General features: G+C 42.5%; 23 protein-coding genes and 1 tRNA gene. 15 read left to right on the top strand and 9 right to left on the bottom strand.

The genetic code is table 11. The annotated features are described in order from the left end of the window. The first annotated feature begins 190 nt into the window (after positions 1-190). From MHM98_RS01240 to MHM98_RS01270, 7 genes are all read left to right on the top strand, one after another. Positions 191-267 (top strand) — tRNA-Pro (locus tag MHM98_RS01240). A 328-nt stretch (positions 268-595) separates the two neighbouring features. Continuing rightward, positions 596-1186 carry a transcriptional regulator BetI gene (betI, locus tag MHM98_RS01245; protein ID WP_239437278.1) on the top strand — a complete coding sequence of 197 codons (591 nt, stop codon included), beginning with the start codon at positions 596-598 and terminating at the stop codon, positions 1184-1186. An 18-nt stretch (positions 1187-1204) separates the two neighbouring features. Continuing rightward, complete coding sequence (betB, locus tag MHM98_RS01250) at positions 1205-2668, top strand: betaine-aldehyde dehydrogenase (RefSeq protein WP_239437280.1); 1464 nt, start codon at positions 1205-1207, stop codon at positions 2666-2668. A 57-nt stretch (positions 2669-2725) separates the two neighbouring features. Then, a complete protein-coding gene (betA, locus tag MHM98_RS01255) occupies positions 2726-4405 on the top strand; it encodes a choline dehydrogenase (protein WP_239437284.1) in 1680 nt (559 codons plus the stop codon). A 164-nt stretch (positions 4406-4569) separates the two neighbouring features. After that, on the top strand, positions 4570-5787 hold the full coding sequence (locus MHM98_RS01260; RefSeq protein WP_239437285.1) for a BCCT family transporter: 1218 nt from the start codon (positions 4570-4572) through the stop codon (positions 5785-5787). 49 nt (positions 5788-5836) lie between these two features. Next, entirely contained in the window at positions 5837-6538 is a 702-nt protein-coding gene (locus MHM98_RS01265) for a TorF family putative porin (protein ID WP_239437286.1), read from the top strand. Positions 6539-6712: 174 nt separating this feature from the next. Further along, the gene (locus tag MHM98_RS01270) at positions 6713-7189 is read left to right on the top strand and encodes a MarR family winged helix-turn-helix transcriptional regulator (RefSeq protein WP_239437288.1); all 477 of its coding nucleotides are present in this window, start codon (positions 6713-6715) and stop codon (positions 7187-7189) included. A gap of 167 nt (positions 7190-7356) precedes the next feature. Here MHM98_RS01270 and MHM98_RS01275 read toward each other — a convergent pair whose 3' ends face one another. Next, a complete protein-coding gene (locus MHM98_RS01275) occupies positions 7357-7731 on the bottom strand; it encodes a DoxX family protein (RefSeq protein ID WP_239437289.1) in 375 nt (124 codons plus the stop codon). A 102-nt stretch (positions 7732-7833) separates the two neighbouring features. Between MHM98_RS01275 and MHM98_RS01280 the strand changes: the two genes are divergently transcribed. Both MHM98_RS01280 and MHM98_RS01285 read left to right on the top strand, forming a co-directional pair. After that, positions 7834-8721, top strand: coding sequence for a LysR family transcriptional regulator (locus MHM98_RS01280; protein ID WP_239437290.1), 888 nt, complete (start codon positions 7834-7836; stop codon positions 8719-8721). Between the two features lie 149 nt (positions 8722-8870). Continuing rightward, on the top strand, positions 8871-9950 hold the full coding sequence (locus MHM98_RS01285; RefSeq protein WP_239437291.1) for a hemolysin family protein: 1080 nt from the start codon (positions 8871-8873) through the stop codon (positions 9948-9950). A gap of 5 nt (positions 9951-9955) precedes the next feature. Here MHM98_RS01285 and MHM98_RS01290 read toward each other — a convergent pair whose 3' ends face one another. The 3 genes from MHM98_RS01290 to MHM98_RS01300 form a co-directional block, all read right to left on the bottom strand. Beyond that, a complete protein-coding gene (locus MHM98_RS01290; RefSeq protein ID WP_239437292.1) occupies positions 9956-10381 on the bottom strand; it encodes a GNAT family N-acetyltransferase in 426 nt (141 codons plus the stop codon). Then, on the bottom strand, positions 10378-11091 hold the full coding sequence (locus MHM98_RS01295; RefSeq protein WP_239437293.1) for an NAD(P)H-binding protein: 714 nt from the start codon (positions 11089-11091) through the stop codon (positions 10378-10380). Before MHM98_RS01295 ends, MHM98_RS01290 begins: the two co-directional genes overlap by 4 nt. A gap of 69 nt (positions 11092-11160) precedes the next feature. Beyond that, positions 11161-11673, bottom strand: coding sequence for a porin family protein (locus MHM98_RS01300; protein WP_239437295.1), 513 nt, complete (start codon positions 11671-11673; stop codon positions 11161-11163). 190 nt (positions 11674-11863) lie between these two features. On the opposite strand from MHM98_RS01300, the gene MHM98_RS01305 reads away from it, so the two are divergent. Further along, positions 11864-13243 (top strand): SLC13 family permease, encoded by a 1380-nt coding sequence (locus MHM98_RS01305; RefSeq protein ID WP_239437296.1) that lies wholly within the window; start codon positions 11864-11866, stop codon positions 13241-13243. A 28-nt stretch (positions 13244-13271) separates the two neighbouring features. Here the strand turns inward: MHM98_RS01305 and MHM98_RS01310 are convergent, their stop codons facing one another. From MHM98_RS01310 to MHM98_RS01320, 3 genes are all read right to left on the bottom strand, one after another. Beyond that, on the bottom strand, positions 13272-13844 hold the full coding sequence (locus MHM98_RS01310; RefSeq protein ID WP_239437297.1) for a hypothetical protein: 573 nt from the start codon (positions 13842-13844) through the stop codon (positions 13272-13274). 4 nt (positions 13845-13848) lie between these two features. Next, a complete protein-coding gene (locus MHM98_RS01315) occupies positions 13849-14304 on the bottom strand; it encodes a GNAT family N-acetyltransferase (RefSeq protein WP_239437298.1) in 456 nt (151 codons plus the stop codon). A gap of 90 nt (positions 14305-14394) precedes the next feature. Beyond that, the gene (locus MHM98_RS01320; protein WP_239437299.1) at positions 14395-14772 is read right to left on the bottom strand and encodes a hypothetical protein; all 378 of its coding nucleotides are present in this window, start codon (positions 14770-14772) and stop codon (positions 14395-14397) included. A 179-nt stretch (positions 14773-14951) separates the two neighbouring features. On the opposite strand from MHM98_RS01320, the gene MHM98_RS01325 reads away from it, so the two are divergent. Both MHM98_RS01325 and MHM98_RS01330 read left to right on the top strand, forming a co-directional pair. Beyond that, entirely contained in the window at positions 14952-16214 is a 1263-nt protein-coding gene (locus MHM98_RS01325; RefSeq protein ID WP_239437301.1) for an efflux RND transporter periplasmic adaptor subunit, read from the top strand. Beyond that, positions 16211-19315 carry an efflux RND transporter permease subunit gene (locus MHM98_RS01330; RefSeq protein WP_239437302.1) on the top strand — a complete coding sequence of 1035 codons (3105 nt, stop codon included), beginning with the start codon at positions 16211-16213 and terminating at the stop codon, positions 19313-19315. The genes MHM98_RS01325 and MHM98_RS01330 overlap by 4 nt, the downstream gene beginning before the upstream one ends. 412 nt (positions 19316-19727) lie before the next feature. Here the strand turns inward: MHM98_RS01330 and MHM98_RS01335 are convergent, their stop codons facing one another. Then, on the bottom strand, positions 19728-20192 hold the full coding sequence (locus MHM98_RS01335; RefSeq protein WP_239437304.1) for a hypothetical protein: 465 nt from the start codon (positions 20190-20192) through the stop codon (positions 19728-19730). A gap of 144 nt (positions 20193-20336) precedes the next feature. Between MHM98_RS01335 and MHM98_RS01340 the strand changes: the two genes are divergently transcribed. Then, a complete protein-coding gene (locus MHM98_RS01340) occupies positions 20337-22112 on the top strand; it encodes a DUF5060 domain-containing protein (RefSeq protein WP_239437306.1) in 1776 nt (591 codons plus the stop codon). 90 nt (positions 22113-22202) lie between these two features. Here the strand turns inward: MHM98_RS01340 and MHM98_RS01345 are convergent, their stop codons facing one another. Next, positions 22203-22733 carry a hypothetical protein gene (locus MHM98_RS01345; protein WP_239437308.1) on the bottom strand — a complete coding sequence of 177 codons (531 nt, stop codon included), beginning with the start codon at positions 22731-22733 and terminating at the stop codon, positions 22203-22205. A gap of 315 nt (positions 22734-23048) precedes the next feature. Between MHM98_RS01345 and MHM98_RS01350 the strand changes: the two genes are divergently transcribed. Together MHM98_RS01350 and leuE are read left to right on the top strand one after the other, a co-directional pair. Beyond that, positions 23049-23594: a prepilin-type N-terminal cleavage/methylation domain-containing protein gene (locus tag MHM98_RS01350; RefSeq protein ID WP_239437310.1), complete on the top strand. Its 546-nt coding sequence runs from the start codon at positions 23049-23051 to the stop codon at positions 23592-23594. Positions 23595-23773: 179 nt separating this feature from the next. Continuing rightward, a complete protein-coding gene (leuE, locus tag MHM98_RS01355) occupies positions 23774-24436 on the top strand; it encodes a leucine efflux protein LeuE (protein ID WP_239437312.1) in 663 nt (220 codons plus the stop codon). The last annotated feature ends 101 nt before the right edge of the window (positions 24437-24537 follow it).

Consider the following 24537-nt stretch of genomic DNA (forward strand, 5'->3'; position numbering starts at 1 on the left):
AAGGAAAATCAATAGATAGTCTATCTCGAAAATGGGACGAATTCTCGAAATCGAAATCCCACAAATGGGACGCGGAAAATTAGCTGATGAATAAATTGTAAACAGTTAGGCGAGGACGAAAGGTTACTACTTGAAATCTAAGAATTAGCGGGTAGTATTAAGCGTGATTTTATCCCCTAAAATCATCAGTCGGAACGTAGCGCAGCTTGGTAGCGCACTTGTCTGGGGGACAAGTGGTCGCAGGTTCAAATCCTGTCGTTCCGACCAATTTTCCAACTAGCCCAAATTCCCTCATCTCTAATTCTTCTAGCCTAGGCCAAGCCATTAAACGCCGTCATAGCGACAGCTATTTATTACATCTTGTTTTTAACAATATTTACTGTTCTAATCATTTTTTACTTACTGATTTATGCAGTGTTCTATAGACAAATCCTCAATGCGGCCGTTCACAGTAATGCTTTCCAACGTTGATAGTTTCAATTAAAACTATTAGAATTATTATTAATTGAATGTTCAATTAAAATAAACAGCACCTAATTTGTTTTAACTTATTGAAAAGCCTTCACCACAATAAACAGATATTGGAGACCTCTTCGTGCCTAAAGTTGGAATGAAAGAATTGCGTGAGCAGCAATTAATCGATGCCACTTTAGAATCAGTTGCCCAATACGGTTTACACAACACCACCATAGTAACAATTAGCCGATTGGCTGGACTGTCATCTGGAATTATTAGCCACTACTTTGGCGGTAAACAAGGTTTAGTTGACGCCACTGTTAAGCATTTGTTATCCCAATTAAAAATAGCGTTGTTGGAAAAAACGCATGATAAACAACTATCGCCAGAGCAGCGTTTAATGGTGATCATCGACGCCAACTTCAGTCAAACACAGCGCTCGGTAGCGGCGACTAAAACTTGGCTTAGCTTTTGGGCGCAATCGATGCATGAGCCGGGGCTCGCGCGACTTCAACACATCAACAACAAGCGTTTGTACAGTAACCTTCTTCACTCTTATCGCCGCATTCTAAACAACGAAGCAGCAAATATTGCAGCCAAACAAACTGCCGCAATGATTGATGGCTGTTGGCTTCGCAGTGCATTAAGCCTTCGCCCAGAAGAAGAGTTTGTGCAAGCACAGGCGCTGTGTAAGAAATTTATCAAAGACTTGCTAGTGCACAGCGCATAAGCAATACGGAGAACACCTTTGTCATTACCAACTCATCAAAATTACGTTAACGGTCAATACCTCGCTAATAAAACTGGCGAAATCTTTGACGTTATTAACCCTGCAACTGGCCAGGTGATTTATCACATGGAAGTCGCTGATGACTTTATTAAACAACAAGCAATCGACAGCGCTAAACAAGGCTTTGCCATTTGGTCAGCAATGGATGCTACCCAACGCAGCCGCTTGTTATTAAAAGCAGTTGCCCTGCTACGCGAACACAACGATGAGTTGGCAAAGATCGAGGTGCTAGATACTGGTAAGCCATGGCAAGAAGCGAGCGTAGTTGATGTTGAATCTGGCGCGGATGCGATTGAGTTTTTTGCATCGCTCGCCCCGTCTATCGAAGGTAATCAACAAAGTGTTGGCGACGATTTTTACTATTCTCGCCGCGAGGCATTGGGTATTTGCGCTGGGATTGGCGCATGGAATTACCCAATACAAATTGCCTGTTGGAAATCAGCTCCAGCACTTGCCTGTGGTAATTCGATGATTTTTAAACCATCTGAAGAAACACCACTTGGAGCGTTAAAACTCGCTGAAATATTTACCCAAGCTGGCATCCCAGATGGTGTCTTTAATGTTGTACAGGGTGCTGGCGATGTTGGGGCGTGGTTGTCACATCACAGTGAGGTAGAAAAAGTGTCTTTCACTGGCGAAGTAGGCACTGGCAAAAAAGTCATGGCTGCGGCTGCTAGCACGCTAAAAGATGTCACGATGGAGCTTGGAGGAAAGTCACCATTAATCGTATTTGAGGATGCTGATATTGACAACGCAATTTCTGGGGCAATGTTAGGTAACTTTTATACCCAAGGGGAAATTTGTACCAACGGCACCCGCGTATTCGTGCATAGCTCAATCTTAGATACCTTTGTTGAACGCTTATTAGCACGTACTCGCAACAACATTGTCATTGGCAACCCAATGCATCCAGACACTAACTTTGGCGCGCTAATTTCTCAAAAGCACCATCAATTAGTGCTTGATTACATTGAAAAAGGCATTAGTGAAGGAGCGACATTACTCGAAGGTGGTCACGCATTATCGCCGTCAGATAGCGCTGGCGGCTACTTTGTTGCACCAACGATTTTTAGCGATGTGACTGATGAAATGACAATTTGTCGCGAAGAGATTTTCGGCCCTGTTATGTCAATTTTAACCTTTGACGACGAAGAAGAAGTCATTCGCCGAGCTAATAACACCGACCTAGGGTTAGCCGCAGGTGTCTTCACCCAAGATATTACGCGTGCTCACCGCGTAATGCATCAAATTCAGGCGGGAATATGCTGGATTAATAACTATGGCGCATCACCAGTGCAAATGCCTGTTGGCGGCTATAAGCAATCGGGTATTGGCCGTGAAAATGGCATTGAAACACTGCGCCATTACACGCAAATAAAATCGGTTTACGTTGGTATGACACCGCTTGAAAGCCCGTTTTAAGAAAACAGTATTTGAATGCATGAATAAAGTAACAAATTAAAGCTATTGAGAATTGAAATGAGTAACGCGAAGTTTGATTATATTATCGTTGGTGCTGGCTCTGCGGGCTGTGTATTAGCCAACCGTTTGTCAGAAGATCCAAACAACAGAGTATTGCTATTAGAAACCGGCGGTAGTGATAAAAGCATTTTTATTCAAATGCCAACAGCACTGTCAATTCCGATGAATACTAAAAAGTATGCATGGCAGTTTGAAACCGAGCCTGAGCCATTTTTAGATAATCGCCGCATGCACTGCCCTCGTGGCAAAGTGCTTGGTGGTTCATCATCCATTAACGGCATGGTGTATGTACGCGGCCACGCAAAAGATTTTGATGAGTGGCAAGAGCACGGTGCAAACAACTGGGATTACGCCCATTGTTTGCCCTACTTTAAACGTGCCGAAACTTGGGCATTTGGCGGCGATGATTATCGCGGCGACCAAGGCCCACTGGGCGTTAACAACGGCAATGAAATGAAAAATCCATTGTATAGAGCATTTGTCGATGCCGGTGTACAAGCGGGATATTTAGCCACCGACGATTATAACGGCGCGCAACAAGAAGGCTTTGGTGCAATGCACATGACTATAAAAGATGGTGTACGAGCATCAACTGCCAATGCCTATTTACGTCCAGCCATGAGCCGTCCCAACCTAACCGTTATAACCCATGCACTGGTTCATCATGTGTTGCTTGAAGGCAAAACGGCAACGGGTATTAAATATGAACGTAAAGGCAAGGTGATTGATGTTCACGCCGCTAAAGAAGTTATTTTATCAGCTGGCTCTGTTGGCTCACCACATATTCTGCAATTATCAGGGATTGGTGATAAACAAACGTTAGAGCAAGCCGATATTGCCGTTAAGCATGAATTACCGGGCGTTGGTCAAAACTTACAAGATCACTTAGAGTTTTATTTTCAGTTTAAGTGCAAGCTGCCAATTTCATTAAATGGCAAACTCGATCTGTGGAATAAATTCCTTATTGGCAGCCGTTGGTTCTTTACCAAAACGGGGCTTGGCGCCACCAATCACTTTGAGTCCTGTGGCTTCATTCGCGCCAATGAACATTCACCTTGGCCAGATTTACAATATCATTTCCTGCCGGCTGCGATGCGTTACGACGGTAAAGAAGCCTTTGCAGGTGATGGTTTTCAGGTTCACATAGGCCATAACAAACCAAAGAGCCGCGGCGCTGTTACTGCAGTATCAAATGATCCTAAAGCTCATCCTCGCATTCAATTTAACTATCTTGAAGACGAAGCTGATCGCGAAGGTTTCCGCGCCTGTGTGCGTTTAACGCGTGAGATTATCGGCCAAGAAGCATTTGATGAGTTTCGCGGTGAAGAAATTCAGCCAGGCACACACATTCAAACAGATGAAGAAATTGATACCTTTGTTCGTCAATTTGTAGAAAGCGCCTATCATCCTTCTTGCTCATGCAAAATGGGAGAAGATGATATGGCGGTTGTCGATAGCAAAACCCGCGTTCACGGCTTAAAAGGACTGCGTGTCGTTGACTCCTCTATTTTCCCAACAATTCCAAACGGCAACCTCAATGCACCGACGATTATGGTAGCAGAGCGAGCAGCCGATATGATTTTAGGAAAAGAGATGCTTGAACCTGTGACAGCGCCTGTCATTTTAGATACCAGCGGCAAACAACGCCAACAGGCACCACAACGAATTATTGGCTAAGCTCAATCTTGAGTACGCCCTTCAGGTGTTAACTATCATCGTCAGCTTGAGACTGATGATTATAGTTAACACTTGGTATTTTGCTCTTAGTCGGGCGTACTTTTAACTTTGTAATCTAGGAGCAAAAACGTGTTTACACACAATAACAAAAACAGGAGACAACTATGACCACCTGGTTATCGGCAGGTCTATTATTTACCTTCGCAGCAATCGCTTTCATTGTTTATCGATGGGGCAATATGCGCTGTGTTGGTGTTACCCCCGTAAGAACATTTACTTTTATCGCAATCCTATTTACCTCTGGCTTAGATGTGGGACTCATCATGTTCCCGCTAACCGAGTTTGCAGGATATGCCGACCTAGCCACTAGCCCAGAGTATGGGTTTACAAACCCACTCGCCATTGAGTTTGGTTTTTGGGCATTCTTAATTTGGGGATTCTATTTCCTGACGTGTTTCTATTTCTGTGTTATTGAACCGCGCGTGAAATTTTTTGAAATACCAATCATTAAATTAATCAACAATGTCGTTATTATTGGCACTTGTGCCTTCACCGCCTACTTATTACTAAGCAATTTACCTTGGTATGTACCATCGCTTGGCGACGGTGAATCAATCATTAGCACGTTCTATTTAATTGTCTTTGTAGTGATTGCGGCAGCGGTTTATTCAAGTACTAGCATTCGATATGTACGCATTTTAAGTTTAGCAACAACCTATTTATTCCTTGGTCTTATTGTGCTCATGTGGGCAGGTGCATTTTTGTCGGACAAAGGTGATATCAGCGCATTTGTTAGTACAGTTGCGTTAATTGGCGGCTATTTTGGCAACATTCACGAATTCGTACTCCCAATGAATGACTACCACGAATTCTACCTATTCTGGTGGTTTGCTTGGAGCATTATGATTGGTCAATTTACTGCGCGCTTTGTGGGTGGTTTACGTACTTATCAAGTATTAGGTGCGATGTTGATCTTCCCATCTATTCCAATCGCAATTTGGTTCGCTGTACTTTATTACTACAGCTCAAATGGCATTGAGACTGCAGGTTTTTATAACATCACTATGGCGATCGTAGGCATCACTTTTGTAATCAACTCTCTTGATTCATTGATCCGCCTATATACCGATAATCTCGATTTAACCGTTGCTAAATTAGGCAAAGTAAAATACTTCTTTGCTAACTTGATTGCACTGAGTTTATTGACCTTATTATTTAAACTCGACTTCCTACAAATTCAGTGGGTTGGCGCAGTGGTAATCGGTTTATTCTTCACGTGTTTCGGTTACATTCTGGTCAACAAATTCAAGGCAGTACGAGAAATCGATGCATCACCTAAAGAAAACAAAATCGACTTTAACAAGATCGAATTAATTAATTAACTACAATATTGTGCGCCTTGATAGGCGCACCTTTCACTTGGAAAATAGCATGAAAAAAACAATAACAGCTGCTAGCATTGCAGGATTACTATTATCAACCAGCGCCATGGCTAACGTATCTTCGACCGTTAAAGTCGTATCAGATTACACCTTTAACGGTGTAAGCCAAACAGCTAACGATCCAGCCTTACAAGCGAGCCTCGATTACGCTGCTGACAGCGGTTTTTACGCCGGCACGTGGGCGTCTAATGTTGACTTTGGCGGCGGCGATGATACCAACCTAGAGTGGGATGCCTACATTGGTAAGTTCTACCAACTCAATAAGCGTTGGAGTGTTGACACTGGTATTGCTTATTACACCTACCACGGTGATGATGCTTCATCAGACTACAACTACCCAGAAGCTTACGCAAAATTTGGCTACAACTCATCAATGGGCGATACTGAATTTAACTTTTGGTATTCATGGGACTACTTTGGTTTAGACGCAAACCACTACATTGCGATGGTTGCACATACATTCGAAGTTACCGAAGGCCACAACATTCGCGTCAGCTTTGATCGTTCAACCTCTACTGACGAACAGAAATGGTCATGGGATGGCGGCAAGTCATACAATCATTACCGCGTTGCTTATACCACAAGTTACAGTGGCTTTGATTTTGATCTTGCCTTAGAAGATACCAGCATTGATTCAGACACCACTGATACACGTGTTGTATTTGGTATTTCACGTACTTTTGGTTTTTAATCAGTACTCTTACATAGCCTAAAGCCCTAACCTGACGGTTTAGGGCTTTATATTATCATCGTCTATGCTAGCAAGTATTCTCAATATTAAATTTATCTGTTAATGTGCGCGCCTTTCATCATTGTTAATGTAAGCAAGCGATTATGTGCAGGCTAACTGCTATTTGGGAGCATTATGGAAAAATACGAACAGCTACTTATTTCTTTACGCCAAGTGATTCGTGCTATCGATATTCACTCACGAAAATTGAGTAAACAATCCGGGTTAACTGGCCCACAGCTAGTTGTGATGAAAAAAATAGCAGAGCTTGATGCGCCGATGGCAAAACAAGTAGCTAACGAAATAAACCTCAGTCCTGCAACTGTAACTAGTATTATTGATAGACTAGAAGCCAAAGCATTAGTGATCAGACAGCGCAGTCAAGTTGACAAGCGTAGAGTTGAACTCTATCTCACTGACAGCGGCAGCTTATTACTTCAAGATTCACCAAAACCACTACAAGATCATTTCATTCAGCGCTACCAATCGCTTGAGCCATGGGAACAAAGTCAGTTACTTTCATCAGTGGAACGCATAGCCTCTATGATGGACGCTGAAGAATTAGATGCATCACCTTTGCTCATGGTTGGAAAGATTCAAGATAGCCAGTAGGATTTACTTCAGCCGATTTGTGCTAAATTCCAGCTGGCTCCAATTATGCTATGTGATGATTGTTCAATACAGACATCATGTAGCCAGAGAACTCTGTAATTACATTAAAAATTTTAATTACAGAGGCCCTCCGAATCATTTTAATTTAGCCGTTTTTTACATGCGCCTTAAATCTCAAAAACAGCAGTAATCCAATTGTTGTCAAATAACAATACGGCTGAAAGAGTCAGTGTTGTAATAGCTGGGATTGCATCTTTAACGGTGTCATATATTAAGTGAAAATAAATGGCTCCCAGTGAGGTGAGAAAGATTCCTACACTGCCAAATGCTCGATTCATGTCACTCTCTAAAACAAAAGAGCTCAATAATAGAAGTGATGCCAATAACTCAATCACGCCAATGACAATCATGTGGCTGCGATTCAATCCGTATTTTTTAAAAAACTTTAACTGTGTCTCAAAAATAAACCTGTGCCATCCAGCTATTTTTATAGAGCTCGCGAAAAGAAAAAATAATGCTAAAAAGCTAGTAATTAAGTACATAAATAATCTCCAAATTTGTATATTTCGCAAACATTAAACCATTCCAACTTGCTAGGTTAAATGCTATTTTAAAGCTAGTTACTATTCCCAGTAGGAATGAAAATGGACAAATTAGATTGCATGAAAATGTTTACTCAGGTAGCTCGCTTGGGAAGTTTTACTGCTGTTGCTAATGAGCAGAATCTGACTCAAGGTGCGGTGAGCAAAAAGATTGCATGGTTGGAGAACACTATTGGCTTTTCTCTTTTCCATCGAACATCTAGGAAAATATCTCTAACTAACAGTGGAGAAAAGTATCTAGGCTACTGCGTTCAACTTCTTGAGGAAATGCTTCATACCGAACAAAATATAAAAGGTGAACTTAGTGAAGCTATCGGTGAGCTAAAAATATCTGTACCGTCGGCTTTTGCAACCCAACGACTCGCCATCCCCATTTCCAAATTCATGGAGTCCAACCCAAACGTTAAAATCAATGTTTCGGTGAGTGATAAGCAAGTAAATTTGTACGAAGATGACATAGACATAGCGATTAGAGCTGCTCAACTGGAGGACTCGGGGCTAAAGGCTAAAAAGATACTCGATCATCAGCTTTGCTATTTTGCCTCCAGAGAATACATCAAGGGTTATGGAAAGCCTGAAAATCCATATGAACTTATTGACCATAGATGTATAACTTACTCACTCAGTAATCCGTCCGATGTTTGGCAAATTGGAAACAAAAAATATGCCGTTAATGAAACGTCCACCAGCGATAGCCCAGAGTTAATTGTGAAACTTGCGCTAGCAGGCTCAGGCATTGCTGCAATGCCTAAATGGATGGTTGAAAAACATTTATTAAATGGACAACTAATAGAACTTTTTAGAGCTATTCAAAAGCCCAGCCTACCAATGTATGCGCTATACAAGAATGTTGAATTTTTACCTTATAAAATTAGAGCCTTCATTGACTTCATCGATAGTTATTTTGACGATGACCTCAATAATGGCTAACTCCTTACATCTTGATATTAAAAATTAATCTTAAGCAACTCGTTATCAAGAGATATTTGTTCTAATTTAACAAACAGTTGTTGTGCTCTATTGACAATCTATTGTGAAAATTAGGATCATTACCCTAATTCTACTTAACGTTAAAACCCATGATTTTACTTTCAATTTACCTGTTTATTGCCCTGTTCTTTTCCTTTATTTGTTCGATTGCCGAGTCGGTGATTTTAAGTGTTAGCCAAGGCCAAGTGGCGTTACTTGAAAAAGAAGGACGCCCGTCAGGTAAGATTCTTGCGAAACTCAAACAAGATTTAGACAAGCCACTTGCGGCTATTCTCACCTTAAATACCGTTGCACATACTGTTGGTGCTGCAGGTGTTGGTGCGCAAGCGGCGGCGGTTTTTGGTGAGTCTTATCTTGGCGTGATTTCTGCGGTTCTTACTATTCTAATTCTATTTATTTCTGAGATTATTCCTAAAACACTTGGCGCAACCTACGCCAAGCAGTTGGCACCTATTACTGCACACGTATTGAAGTACATGATTATGGTGCTAAATCCGATCATTATTATTTGTGAATTTGTGACTAAGTATCTGGTACGCCACAAACCACAGTTTGATTTTAGCCGCGATGAATTTACGGCGATGGCGGAGATTGGTGAGAAACAAGGGACTATCGACAGTCACGAAGCGCAGATTTTGCAAAATTTAATGATGCTGCAAGACTTAAAAATCAAATCGGCAATGACACCAAGTACCGTTATTTTCAGCGATGAAATCAATACTACTGTAGAAGCCTTCTTCTTAGAGCATCAAAAAGTGCGTTTTTCTCGTATTCCAGTTTACGAAAAATCAAGCCACGATATCGTCGGTTTTGTGTTGCGCTCAGACTTATTACTCGCTCAGGCGCGTGGTAATACAGAAACCACCATTGGTAACTATTTACGTGAAATGCCAACGCTGTTAGAGACCATGACGTTATCGCACGCGATGCGTGAATTATTGGCCAAGAAAGATCACATGGCGCTGATCGTCAATGAATACGGTACGGTGCGCGGTATTATCACCCTAGAAGATATTCTCGAAACGCTCATTGGCCGTGAGATTATCGACGAAGGCGACAAAGACATCGACATGCAAAAACTGGCCAAAAAGCTATGGAAAGCCAAAGCCCAGAAGTTAGGTGTCGATGAAGATGTGATTAACCCAAATGACGATAAGCCAACAAGCTAACCGTCCTAAAACCACTTCACAATATGTTGATGCGGGCCAACGCCCGCAATATCAAATACGGTGTCATCAACATTAAAATTGGCGCGGCGATAAAAAGCTATCGCGGACACACGTGCATTAGCCCACAAATAGTTATCTGTTGCAGCATAATACTCACAGATTGCCGTTAACAATTGCTGCCCAACACCCTTTCCTTGCACGCCCTGAGAAACGGCCATTGAACGTAACTGTCGGCCATGGCCTTGATAACTTTGATAATTTCGCTGATAAACAGACGCTATTGCCACCAGCTCTTCGTCGTCGAAATAGCCCCAATGATGAGTATCGGGTAGTTCGTCGCCATCAAACATACAATCTTGCAGGTTGCCATCAGGACGCAAAATCGCTTGTCGCAACGGGTAGGCCTGTTGAGGGCTAATACGTTTAATCATGCTTGACCTGCTGTTGTTTGATTGTCTGGAAATACCTCATCTAGCACCAACTCTTCAATTCCCTCATTTTGCTGGATGCTAAGTTGGACGAGCTTTTGTGCCACCTGCTTTCCTTGAATTGGTCGGTAGCGTTTTAGCATCGGTAGTTTACAAAGGAATGGTAATAGCGCGCCTGCGATTTTCTCTCCGAAGCGAAAATGATTGCGCTCGCCTAATAAAACCGACGGTTTCACAATACTGATGCGTTTAAATGGCATGGCTTTAATCGCATCATCCAATTCCCCTTTCATCTTTAAATATTGGCTAGCACTTTGCGCGTTAGCGCCGCTCGATGAAACTAGCAGATAATGGGCGACCTTGTTATCACACGCCAATTTAGCTGCGCTAATTTGATAATCTAAGTCGATTTTACGTTGAGCAACGATTGAACCCGCCTGCTTTTTGGTCGTGCCTAAACACGAAAACATCACGTCTCCTTGAAACATCGCTGCATGTTCAGACAGGCATTCAAAATCTATCACGTGATTTTCAACTTTATCGTCGTGAAAAGTAACTCTGCGGCGAGTAATAGTGACGATTTTTGAATAATACGAACAAGCTGCAAGCTCTTTGACTAACGCGCTGCCAACAAGACCAGTAGCGCCAATGACGATGGCGGTTTTGGGTGTTTGCGATTGTTGCAGGATTGAAGAATGTTCAACTGATATCATAGAGAGATGAGAATTAAGCTACTGAGAAAACAGTAGCTTATCACAAGATGTTATTTAGTGAGTTAAGTTTTAGAAGTAGACGTCGAAGCCAATACCATAGTGATTTTCTTCACTGCCAACAATCTCAAACTTTAACGCGACGTATTCGTTAAAGTGGTAGCTAGCGCCAGCACCGAACAAAGCAGCAGTACCACTGTTATCAACATAGCCAGTAATACGCTTTTCAAATGGGTCGTAGTAATGACCCTCTTCTGAATACGAAAAAGCGCCGAGTTTACCGTATAGATTAAAGTTACCTAGCGGATATTTAGCCACTAGCGCTGCTGCATATCCATCAAAACTAATATCTTCGAAATCGTCATTATCGCTCTTACCGTAATCAATTTGACTCAGCTCTACAGCAAAATTTGGATGGAACTGATAACCAATATTAAACTGAGCTGGATTTTTAACTTTATAATCACCATTGGCAATAAAAGAAGCGCCAACAATGAATTTATTATCGAAGTCATTTGCATTAGCAGATGTGAAAAATAACGAAGAAGCGAGGGCAATAGCGCTTAAACCTATCCCTTTGTTCATAAATATCCTTAATAATCTTAGCGTTAAAAAAGTGTAAATGAGTTTAGCACAAAAATATCTAAACGCTGTCGATAATTCAAACACCTAATCATTTATATAGCGCAATCGAATATTAGGACGGTTTGAACGCTGTTAATAAAATGTTATCTTGTGGCGCTCATGTGCTGTTAAAACAATAAGAACAAAAATAATGAGCCTAAAACGTCAACACTTTATTGCCATTGGCCCCGTTGCGGCAATGGCTTTTTACTATGTCCTCATCGCTTCTGGTTTAGGAGACATGCCGGCAAAGGCTGCGGCGATTACGCTGCTTACGGTCATTTGGTGGGTCACCGAAGCTTTGCCCATTCCGGCAACTTCATTAGTACCTTTTGCATTACTGCCGATGTTTGGCGTTGTCGATCACAAAGGCGTCGCATCAGCGCTTGGTAGCCACGTTATTTTGCTATTGATGGGCGCATTTATGCTGAGTAAATCGCTAGAGAAAAGCGGTGCTCATCAGCGGCTTGCAGTCTACATGCTTAGAGCAATTGGTGTGTCGAGTGGCAAGCGTTTAGTGCTTGGCTTTATGCTCACTGCCGGCTTTTTAAGTATGTGGATTTCTAACACTGCCACCACCTTAATTATGCTGCCAATGGCACTAGCAATCTTAGCCAATGTCGATAATCCAAAACTCAAAATTGCCCTTATTCTGGGGATAGCTTATGCAGCGAGTACTGGTGGCATCGCAACGCCGATAGGCACACCGCCAAATGCGATATTTAGCGCGGTATATCAAGAAATCACCGGTAACGAATTTAGCTTTTTCCAATGGATGAAAGTTGGCGTTCCTGTTGTTCTTATCGCCCTGCCAATCATGGCACTGTGGTTAACCCGTAATGTTAAACTTGAGCAAAATCTCGAACTGCCTAAATTGGGTGAATGGCGCACCGAAGAAAAACGCACGTTGATTATCTTCGGCTTAACGGCGCTTGCTTGGATCACCCGTAAAGAGCCATTCGGCGGCTGGAGTGGATTATTAGATATTAAGATTGCAGGCGACAGCACCATTGCTCTGCTCGCCGTGGTGATTATGTTTATGACGCCTAATGGTAAAGGCGGCCGCATTTTAGATTGGGACAGCGCCAAAGAAATTCCTTGGGGCATGCTGTTGTTATTCGCAGGCGGTATCGCCATTGCCAAAGGTTTTGTCGCATCTGGACTTAGCGATATGATGGGGGAATGGCTCTCAGGTATGACTCACTTGCCGATTATTCTAGTTATTCTAACTATTTGTCTAACAGTGACTTATTTAACTGAAATCACCAGTAATACAGCAACCGCTACGCTGTTAATGCCAATTCTTGCGGCAGCGGCGATCAGCGCAGGATTAGATCCCGCTATCTTTATGATTCCTGCAGCCATGGCAGCCAGTTGTGCTTACATGTTACCAGTTGCAACCGCACCAAATGCCATTGCCTTTGGTACGGGAGAATTTGAGATCCGTGATATGGTGAGAGAAGGCGCAGTGCTAAGTTTGTTAGTTTCCTGCGTTGTCGCTATGGTGTGTTATTTCTTATTAGTGAATTAATATAAAGGTCCCAGCGCTAACAATCGACTTAGTGTTGGGACGTCATGCCAATCATAAAATTCTTAATTTCTAGTAGACGATTGTTACGTTCCATTTCATTAAACCATTCCCATAATTCTACACGCTGTTCATCATAGATAATGGTTAGCCTAGCTCTGGTTTCGTCAACTTTTGCAGGTTGCTCAGAACTTATTTGTAACCACACCTGATGTTTTAGGAGTAGCTGAAGTAAATGCTTCATTGACTGTGGCGTTACACTTTCTGATTGTGGTGCTAATTTAACGCCGAGTGATTTTCGACTTAACTCATATTCACCGTTCACGCTGATTTCAATGCCGCCATGAAAACCATGATAATCGCTATAAATCACTTGAAGTGGCTCTATCGGTAAATCCCCTGACTCAATTTTTCCAAGGAGTGATTCAATTGGATGCTTCGCAACTATCTTAGGCTGAGTTTCCTGTCTTCCCAACATGCTTAAAGCTAGAACAAATAAAAAACTAGGTATGACAAGATACATTAAAAGGTTTCGGTCAAACAGCCAGTTCTTAAGGCGTGGACGTCGCGCCTTTATTCGCTTTTGGATACGTTTTTTACTCATCGAATCAGTCTTCTTTCACGTGTAAGATCATATCAACACGGTGCATCCCCCCGCCCCAGCCATTGGGAGTTTCCTTTATGACCTTGGCAGCAAATTTAGCAAAAAACGGTGCAGATAAATGACTGGCCGCAATCGAAATTTCACTAATACGCTGGTCACGCGCCGTTTGAACGACCTGCGCCATTATTTGCTTACCTAAACCGATGCCTTGCGCTGTCGGTGATAATAAAATCCAATTTAACGCATGGCTACTATCATCTTGTTTTAGCAAGCCAAAGGCTCCCACGACCTTGCTCTCCAATTCACAAACACAATAGCCGTCGTATTGCTGATCCAAGAATCCGCGGTAGTCATCACGTTCGTTTGGGGCAAAAAACTGCGGACAATTTTCATCAAATAGTGCCAAACAAGCGTCTTGATGTTCAGGCGTGTATGGTATGAAAGCCGCTGTGTGGGTCATCGTAATTCCTTAAATTAGTACTTATGGGCATCGATACATGTAATAAGACTCGTAGATTTAGTAACAGTCAATAACATAGCCGTTGACCAGCTAACTAAACCAAAGCGCCACAACTTGTACTGGCGCTTCATCGTCACATAAATAGAGCTGCCACAACAAGTCTTCATCACTGTGTTCAAAACGTACACGCCACAATAATTGGTGTTCATTAACGCGTTTCAAATAACCGAGATAATCGCACGAGACCAATTGCCCTAGCGGCAAAATAGCCTCATCAACCGCTTGCTCGAAACGCTCTATCGTTAATACGTCTTTGTATTTTTGGCTAAAATGACGGGTGAGTAATTGATAATCACGTGTCTGATGGGCGGTAAGAATTTCATTAATAATACAACGGCCTATTTGCTCTGCATTATCGGGTGTAATAGTAATAATCATCGGTAATTCGTTTCTCCAATCAGTGATCATTAAGTCTCAGTCACGCGTATGCTCTTAACCACAGATGTTATTTGTCGCAAATGTTTCAAAGTATGTCAAAGATCGCTATATGTAAAACATTGTAAAACAAAACAGAGAATGGCGTAATTTAGTGTATTGTGCCGCCATCAATAAACCGTGAACAATCAAACTGTGAGTAGTTGTATAACATGAGAACAATAAAAATACTCTTACCCTTTATCGTAATCGCTGTCTTTGTGACGGCTGTTTACCTGATCTTTTTTTCAAGCCCAGAAGCGCGCAAGCGCGGTCAACGTCCACCACCAAGCTTAGTGGTTGAAGTATTAGATGTGAAACCACAGAGCTATCAAGTGACACTGTCGTCATTTGGTAAAGTGACACCTACTACGCAAAGTCAGCTGTCATCACAAGTTAGCGGTCAAATTGTTGCAGTAAGCGATAAGTTCAAAGTGGGACAATTCTTTAGCAAAGGTGATGTGTTAGTAACCCTTGACGATCGCGACTACAAAATTCGCGTGCAATCGGCCAGCGCAGAGCGTGCACAAGCACAAGTAGCGCTAGACGAAGAAATCGCTTTATCAGCACAAGCGATTAAAGATCGTAAAAATCTAGGCACCCTCGGCCAAGCCAGTGACTACGCACTTCGCAAACCGCAAATGGCAGCAGCTCGTGCCAAACTACAAGCGGCAGATGCCAACTTGAAACAAGCGGTGTTAGACGTTGAACGTACCAAGATCACCGCGCCGTATGATGGCCGTATTTTAGCCAAGAAAGTATCAGTCGGTCAGGTTGTTGGCTCAGCAACCGCCCTTGCCGATATCTACGCAGTTGATAACGCCGAAGTTGAGTTGCCAATTAAAAACTCACAGCTAGCACTTATCGATTTGCCCAATAACCATTTAGGCAGCGGTAGCAAAGGGTCACCAATTACCTTGTTAAATAACGAAGGTGGTGCGACCCAATTTTGGCAGGCACAAGTTGCTCGTACTAGCGGCGCAATCAACGACAATACCCAACAGCTAAGCGTGATTGCCGAGATTAGACATCCATTTGCTAGAGACGACAAACGTTCGTTAAACATCGGACAGTTTGTGACTGCAGAAATAACAGGTAAAACCATCGATAACGCCATAGTGATTCCTAATGCGGCAATTTATCAAGGCAGTTACGTTTACCTTTACCAAGACGGCGTATTGCAACGCAAAACAGTCGATATTACCTATCAAAACGATAAAGAAGCCGTAATTGCTGCGGGTGTAGGTGCTAATGACAAATTAGTAACAACACCGCTAGGTCAAGTTAACTCGGGGACTGCTGTGTCTATTGCTGGCCAAAAGAAAATGCGTAACAAAAAACGTGGTGGCAAAGACGGTAAACGTCGCGGTGAAGGCCGTAAGCAAGGTGGCAAGAAAGGCGCCAAGCAAAATGGTAAGCAAGGGAGTGAGTCATGATCGCTTGGTTTGCCAGAAATGGCGTAGCCGCGAATCTATTGATGGTTTCCATCTTAATTTCCGGCTTACTGATTTTAAACACCAAAATTCCACTAGAAGTTTTTCCAACGCTTGAAGCGCGTACTATTTCTGTATCGGTAAGTTTGCGTGGTGCAACGCCAGAAGATACAGAAAAAGGCATCGCAATCTTAGTTGAAGAAGCGGTACAAGATCTCGAAGGCATTAAGCAATTGCGCAGTCGTTCAACTGAAGGCAGCGCCAGCATTTCTATTGAATTGGACAATGGCGCCGATGCGCAAAAACTACTTAATGATGTAAAAAGCCGTGTCGATGCTATTAACAACTTCCCTGGCAGCGCCGAAAAACCTGTGGTTCGCTTGGCACAGCGTACACAAGAAGTAATCAGTGTTGTGGTTGCTGGCGTGCAATCTGAAAAGGAAATTCGCCAGTTAGCTGAAACAGTGCGCGATGATATTCTGCGTATCGATGGTGTTACTCAAGTGCAGTTAGACTCTGTGCGCCCTTATGAAATCACTATCGAAGTGAATCAAGACATTCTTCGTCAGTACAATATTTCCCTCAATCAAATCTCACAAGCCATCAACAACAGCTCACGTGATTTGTCATCGGGTAATATTAAAACATCCGGTGGTGATGTACTCATTCGTTCATCAGGCCAAGCGTATCGTCAAGATGAATACGAGAACATCGTTATCTTGACCCAAAACGACGGCAGTCTTATTCGCTTAAAAGACATTGCTAAAGTTAAAGATGGTTTCGAAGACAGTGATTTCTCATCACGCTTTAACGGTAAAAACGCCGCCTTTATCGAGGTGTATCGCATAGGCGATCAAAGTGCGATTGAAATCGCCGACAAAGTTAAAGCTTATTTAGAAGTTAAAACGCCAACTATGCCGCAAGGCACTGAATTAACCTACTGGCGCGACCGCTCGGTGATTGTTAAAAACCGCTTAGCAACGCTTACTGGTAACGCGATTCAAGGTGGTATTTTAGTACTTGCGCTACTGACGTTATTCCTACGTCCTGCTATCGCTTTCTGGGTATTTATCGGTATTCCAGTGAGCTTTATGGGGGCGTTTTTCCTAATGCCGTTAATGGGCGTTACCCTCAATATCTTTAGTTTATTCGCCTTTATTCTGGTGCTGGGTATCGTGGTAGATGATGCGATAGTGACGGGGGAGAATATCTACGCCCATATGCGCAACAGCGACAATGGTTTACAGGCGGCCATCAAAGGCACGCAAGAGGTAACTGTTCCGGTAACCTTCGGTATTCTAACCACAGTCGCCGCATTTATGCCGCTGGCCTTTATTGAAGGACGCCGTGGTGATCTGTTCGCGCAAATTCCAATTGTTGTAATCCCTATTTTACTGTTCTCACTGATTGAATCGAAATTAGTCTTACCATCGCATCTTAAGCATTTACGCCTACGCAAAGACAAAAAAGAGCCAAATGGGTTTAGTAAATTCCAACAAAAATTTGCCGATGGTTTCGAAAACGCCATCATCAAATACTATCGCCCTGTACTCGACATTACGCTGCGCAACAAAGCCACGACCTTGCTTAGCTTTATTGGCGTGCTTGCGGTAGTAATTAGCTTAGTAATGAGCGGTTGGACGCGCTTCACCTTCTTCCCTCGCGTTGAAAGTGAAACGGCAACAGCATCGTTAACCATGCCTGCTGGAACGCCATTTGAAGTAACAGATCACTACATTACTAAAATGACAGACGCTGCTTTTGCCCTTAAAAAGAAATATTACGAGCAAGAAGGTGTCGATTTAATTTTGGATATCAATGCCACTATCGGTAGTAGCGGTCGTAGCCAAGGCTCACATCTTGGTCGTGTAAGATTCCAAACAGTGCCGCCTGAGCAGCGCGATCTCAAGATTGGGTCAAGTCAACTCGTGCGTGAATGGCGCGCGCTTATCGGTGAAGTGCCGGGTGCACAAAGTCTCACCTATCGCGCTGAGATTGGCCGTACCTCAGATCCTATCGACATTCAATTTGCCGGTAACGACTTTAAAACCTTGGGTGAAATCTCGGAAAAAGTTAAAGAGAAGCTAGCAGAATACCCTGCACTATTTGATATTTCAGATTCCTTATCAGATGGTAAAGAAGAGCTGCAAATTGAGCTTAACGAGCAAGCCTATGCTCTCGGTTTAACCCGTAGTGAAGTGCTAAGCCAAATTCGCGCCGCTTACTTTGGTATTCAAGTACAACGTATTCAACGTGGACGCGATGATGTGCGTGTCATGCTTAAATTGCCAAAAGCTGAGCGCCGCTCTATCGCAGGTCTTGAAGACTTACGTATTCTGACACCAACCAAGCAAAGCGTGCCATTGTCGCAAATCGCCAGCTTATCACCGGGCAATTCACCAACGGCGATTAACCGTATCGATCGCTTCCGCACCATGACGGTTAATGCCGACGCAGTGAAATCAGAAGCCAATATGACACTGATCAACCAAGAGTTACGTGAATTTATCGACGAGTTACTCGTGCAATACCCTGGTGTTAGCTACGAGTTAGAAGGCGAAGCCCGTGAACAACGTGAATCTTTCGGTTCAATGTTCATCGGTCTATTGGTAATGTTATTTGTGATTTATGGCCTACTGGCTATCCCTTTCCAGTCATACTTGCAGCCAGTTATCGTCATGTCGGTGATCCCATTTGGCGTTATTGGCGCCATCGGTGGTCACTGGTTAATGGGCATGGACTTAACTATTTTGAGTTTAATGGGAATGATGGCGTTGGTAGGTGTTGTAATTAACGACTCGTTAGTATTGGTGGATTATATTAATCAGCGCTATCGCAACGGCCCTATGAGCTTGATGGATGCTGTATTAACCGCTGGTGTCGCGCGTTTTAGACCGGTAATGCTAACCTCGCTAACGACATTCATTGGCTTGATGCCACTACTATTTGAGAAATCGACACAGGCGCAATTCTTGATCCCAATGGCAGTATCACTGGCATTCGGTATTATCTTTGCGACCTTTATTACGCTCATCTTAGTGCCAATCAACTACGTGTTAGTTGAGAAAACACGCCTCGCCTACACGCGGTTTGTTAGGGCCTGATGATCTTTCGAGGATGAATTTTGTGCAATTGACAAGGCTGTTTCGCAAGGCATGAGGAGCGACGCCTAGTTTACCTAGGCGAGCGACGAGAAACGCGGCGAAAATGTCTTGTCATTGCATCCAAAGGACAGCGTTTGTTCGTGATTTCTACTGCGTTATCGCCTGCTAGCTTAGCCCACTAAGCGTCGCAGGCTCTGCCTTGTATAAAACCCGAACAATTCGCTGCAAAAACCTTCTCCAAAGACCAACAGGCCCTATTAGCTGATGAAACAAAAAGAGCATTGTCATTAAAACGTAACATAATAACATTATGCTACGCAGCAATGAGAACGCTCTCTCTAATGACTGTTAACAGTTAATTGTGGCTACCCAATTGGGTAGCCTTTTTTTTTTGCCTGAGCTTTTTAGTTTTTTAAACCTGCTTAAACGTTATATTTTCAAGCTCATCTTTAGATAATATCGAACGTAAATATTGCTCGATTTCGTTACCACTGCCATCGACGAAAAAGTCATAGCCATTGCCGTTACCATCAACAATCACCGACAAATAATCTTCGCGAATGCTAAATACAGATAAGCGCGCCACTTCAAGTTCTACGCCCTGCTCTAATTTATAGCCGCCTTGCGGTTTACTTTTAAATACAACCTTATCGCCCTCCCTGCTAATTAAGACTGGTAGAGCAAAATCTCCTGCACTTAGTTTGGCGTAATGACGTGCCCAATAGAACGAAGACAACGATATAACCAACATGCTGGCAATTCCTAATAATTGCCCGTCGTCCATGAAGAAATTGTAAGTACGTACTACTGCAACAATCCCTGTTAACGTGCCAAGGGCAATTAATGCATTTTGTCTTAATTTTCTTTTATTACTCAAAACGATATTCCTATTATCTAAATCCAGCTATGTACTTTATGGACAAAAGTTACAAGAGGCAATTAACATTTATCAGATGGGTGAAATTTAAACGCTGCACACCCGTTCTAATTCAACACTGTCTCACAAAAAACAATAACAATTATGACAATCTCTCGCTGGCTGTTTTTATCATTCTCACTGCTATTAGTGGGATGTGGTGGTTCCTCAAGCTCTCAAACCACCACGCCAACACCAGAGCCAACACCGCCTGTATCGCCTGTCGTCGCGCCGCAAATAACTAATGCCGTTAGTGATAAACAAACAACGGGGCGTTATCAGAAAATAGAATGGCAGCTTGATATTAACGCCAGCTATGACAACCCCTTTGATCAACGCCAAGTTTCTGTCAATGCTCGCTTTACCTCACCCGATAGTAAAACCCATGACATCAAAGGATATTGGGATATTAGACGCGGATGGATAGTGCGCTTTGCGCCGAATCAGATTGGCAGCTGGCGAGTCAATTTCTCCGTTACTACACCTAATCAACAAAGCGCTGAAGTAAATCAGCAGTTTAATGTCACAGCATCAAACGAAAAAGGCATTATCCAAATTGCTAACCAGATAGATGCTACGTATTCACCCCGCTATTTCATGCATCAAGACGGCAGCGAATTCTACGGCATTGGCCACAGCGACGCCTTTTCAATCTTTAGAAACTCAGATACCGCCGACAGATTATTTGCTCGTATGAAAACCGCCAATGAAAACTATTTTATGTGGTGGCCGTTCTTCTATTTTTCGATGGTTGAAACCAATTACAACAACTTTAATTTGCAAAATACTGAGATGATTGACGAGGTCATTGAAAAAACCGAACAAGCAGGACTGACTTTAGTTTTTACCCTATGGGATCACTCACAGCTGAGAGATAACAATCATCCGTGGAGTGATGGCCGCTGGCATCGCAACAATGGATTTAATCTGCTCACCAGCGCCAATGAATTCTTTACCGATGAAGAAGCGTGGCAATGGCAACAAAACTTGTACCGCTACATTATCGCCCGCTGGGGCCATAGCTCAGCCATCGCCATGTGGCAAACGGTGAGTGAAATAGACGGCACCAATGCCTTTGAAAACAGCAATACGTGGCATCAGAAAATTAACGACTATTTCAAAGAAAACGATCCCTATCGCCATCCAATTACCGCTAGCATGGCAGGCGATAAAACATGGCCGGAAGGCCATGCAGTGATGGACGTGCCGCAAGTTCATATCTACCGCGATTTACTCACCGACAAAAACGACGCCCGCTCACCCGCAAAAGTCATCGAAAGCGCGTCAATCATCGCAGATTACACATCAAATATGTGGCAAGCACAGGCAAAACCAAATTGGATTGGCGAATTTGGAGTGATTAACCATCCAGTCAATCAAGATGAAGACTATTACCCCGAAGTATTTCACAACGCCTTGTGGTCAGCCTTAGCCTCAGGCGCAGCCATGACGCCAGCAGAATGGAATGACTTTTCCGACTGGGCACAAGTTACCGCTGAAATGACAACAACCTTGCAGCACTTTTCGACTTTTGTTGATCGGTTATCACTGGCCAAATGGAATCCGTCCCCACTTAACATCACCTCACCCAATGGCATCAAGGCATGGGGAATCGCCAGTGAGCAAGGCGGAATGATTTGGCTGCAAGATACAACACTGCAAGGTGAAAGTATTTCTAATATTCGATTACAACGCCAACCTACAGCGCCATTAACAATTGAACTCAACAATATGCCTGCGGGGGATTATCAGATCACGCCGTATAACACGCAACAAGGTGAGTTTCTCGCGCCAATATCGGTGACATGCCAAAACAGCATACCGTGTTTGATTACTGTGCCAGAGTTTTTGGGGGATTTGGGGTTATTGGTTACGAGATAAAGCAGTGTCATAAAGATGTGGCTTTAAAAGATCATTTCTGAGCCTAGGCAGTAAAATTATGGATATTAAATATCTATAACAGAATTTAATTTACTCTTTCTGTGGAAATAAAAAACCATTGCTTGATGTACTAATATAAAGACGCCTTGATAGTTGGTTGTGTGAATTAGTAATGAAGCCCATTAGTCCATGATCATAAGAATATAGAAATTCATTACTTAGACTGCTCGAAAGAGAATCTTTTTGTGTACTTTCAATAACAAAAACTTCTATATCAACTCCTAGAATCTTCAAAAAGGTCTTTTCCTTAGTTTTGTATCTGATATCTTCTTTTTCCCAAACTGCATTGATTTTGGGTGGGATCTTAGGAATAGCGAACTGAAGGGCTTCAGCTCTAAAACAAAAAATAAGTTCTGTACTACAAACCTCAATACTTTCAACAACATCATAAGATTCGATGCCCCAGCCGTAACGAAACTTCTTTAATTTGATGATATCTTTAGAGCCATTCACTACTGAATTCTCTATATTAATATAACTATATGAATCAGTGGTTTTAATTTCGCTAGATAAAGTCACTTGTGTAAAAAATAGTATTCCAAGAGCAATAAGTACTTTCAAAATTGTCAGATCCTTTTGGAGCGCTTTGTAAGCATAAAGCACAAATATCTCATTGATTCAATTCAAGTACAAACAATCCCAATACAATTCAGTAAATAAAGAGAGAAAGACTCTGCTTAGTTTATAAATAGAAAAGATGTGAATTTAGAAACTATCAAATCCTAGTCCGCGCCTAGAAGAATTCGTATTGACTCAATATCTAAAAACACACAACAAATTTGCACTTTCAGAATCTTCTAATAGGCTTAAATAAGAACAAATTATTAGTGTGTGTTTGATACTAGGTATCAAGTTGGTCAAATGCGGAGGTGGAATATGTACACCAAAGCTAAGGGATATACGCTTATTGAACTCATCATTGTCATTATTGTATTAGCAATAATTGCAGTATCGGCCTACTCACGCTATGTCGATATTACAACCGAAGCGCGAATTGCGACAAATCAGGGTATAGCGCAGAGCTTTGATTCTGCAGTGTCATCTGCCAACATTCGCTGGCGCATAGAAGGCTCTCCGGGACGTATCCAAAACCTTGGTGTATTTGGTGAAGAGGTTCTAGATTTCAACAGCTCTGGCTGGCCTATCGGCGTTAATAAAGGCTCTCGCAACGATAATATTGGACGCGGAACATTGGGATGTACTTCGGTTTGGAACTACATCATGAATGACTCACCGCTGTCATCAGAATCAGCAGACACCGATTATCAATCATATCGACATAGTGGTAATTCCCAATGTTCCTACATTCTACGTACCAATGGCGACACCGCGGGACGTACCGCTGCAGAATTAGGCATTCGATATAATTCCACCGACGGCAGTGTTACTGCTTGTGGGCAGTTAGTTGGGTCAAATTGCTAGAGACTAGCGAAATCAAAGACAACACAGATGATAGGCACAAAGAGCCTAATGAGTAAAAGGCATCCTATAACAATTATTGCTGGTGTAGATGAGTTATTTTACACGTTAGCCTAATGCACTAATTATGAAACTTATGCTTTAATTCCTCATACTCAACATGACTAAACAAGAAAATCTCTATGGAATACTTCGGCGTCATTAACTACGTTACTTATGTCATCGGCGCGATACTTATCGTATTATTACCCGGTCCTAATTCGCTTTATGTCTTGTCACTCGCCGCACAGCATGGGCAGAAGGTAAGTTGGTCAGCGGTTGCTGGTGTCTTTTTAGGTGATTCATTACTCATGTTAGCAACGGCGCTGGGAGCCGTGACATTATTAACCACCTATCCTGCCCTATTTATGATTATCAAATATGCCGGCGCAGCCTATCTTGTTTATATCGGCTATAACCTATTAACAAATGCGCTAAAAACATGGCGTCAGAGCAACTCATCTATCGACATCCATGTACAGAATACTAATCACATTTCAGGCAAAAAAGCCTTTAACAAAGCATTGTTGATGAGCCTACTTAATCCGAAAGCGATTCTATTTTTCCTGTCTTTCTTCGTGCAATTTGTTGATCCGCAATATTCACAACCAATAGTACCTTTCTTGATCCTCGCACTTACGTTGCAAGTTTTTAGTTTGCTCTATTTAGCAACACTGATTTATGCAGGCTCGACCCTAGCCCATTTATTTAGAAAACATAAAAAAGTCTCAGCGCTATCTGGTGCTGGAGCAGGCAGTGGCTTTATTGCCTTTGCGGCTAAGTTAGCATTTGCAAATGCTAACTAACCCAAGCCCCACTTAATTAATCCACCAAATTTGCTAAGTTATAACAAATAACACTCGTCATATTGCAATAACCGTTGTAGTATGACGAAAACGTCTAGACG

Origin of the sequence: Psychrobium sp. MM17-31 (assembly GCF_022347785.1) — a bacterium.
GTDB lineage: Bacteria > Pseudomonadota > Gammaproteobacteria > Enterobacterales > Psychrobiaceae > Psychrobium.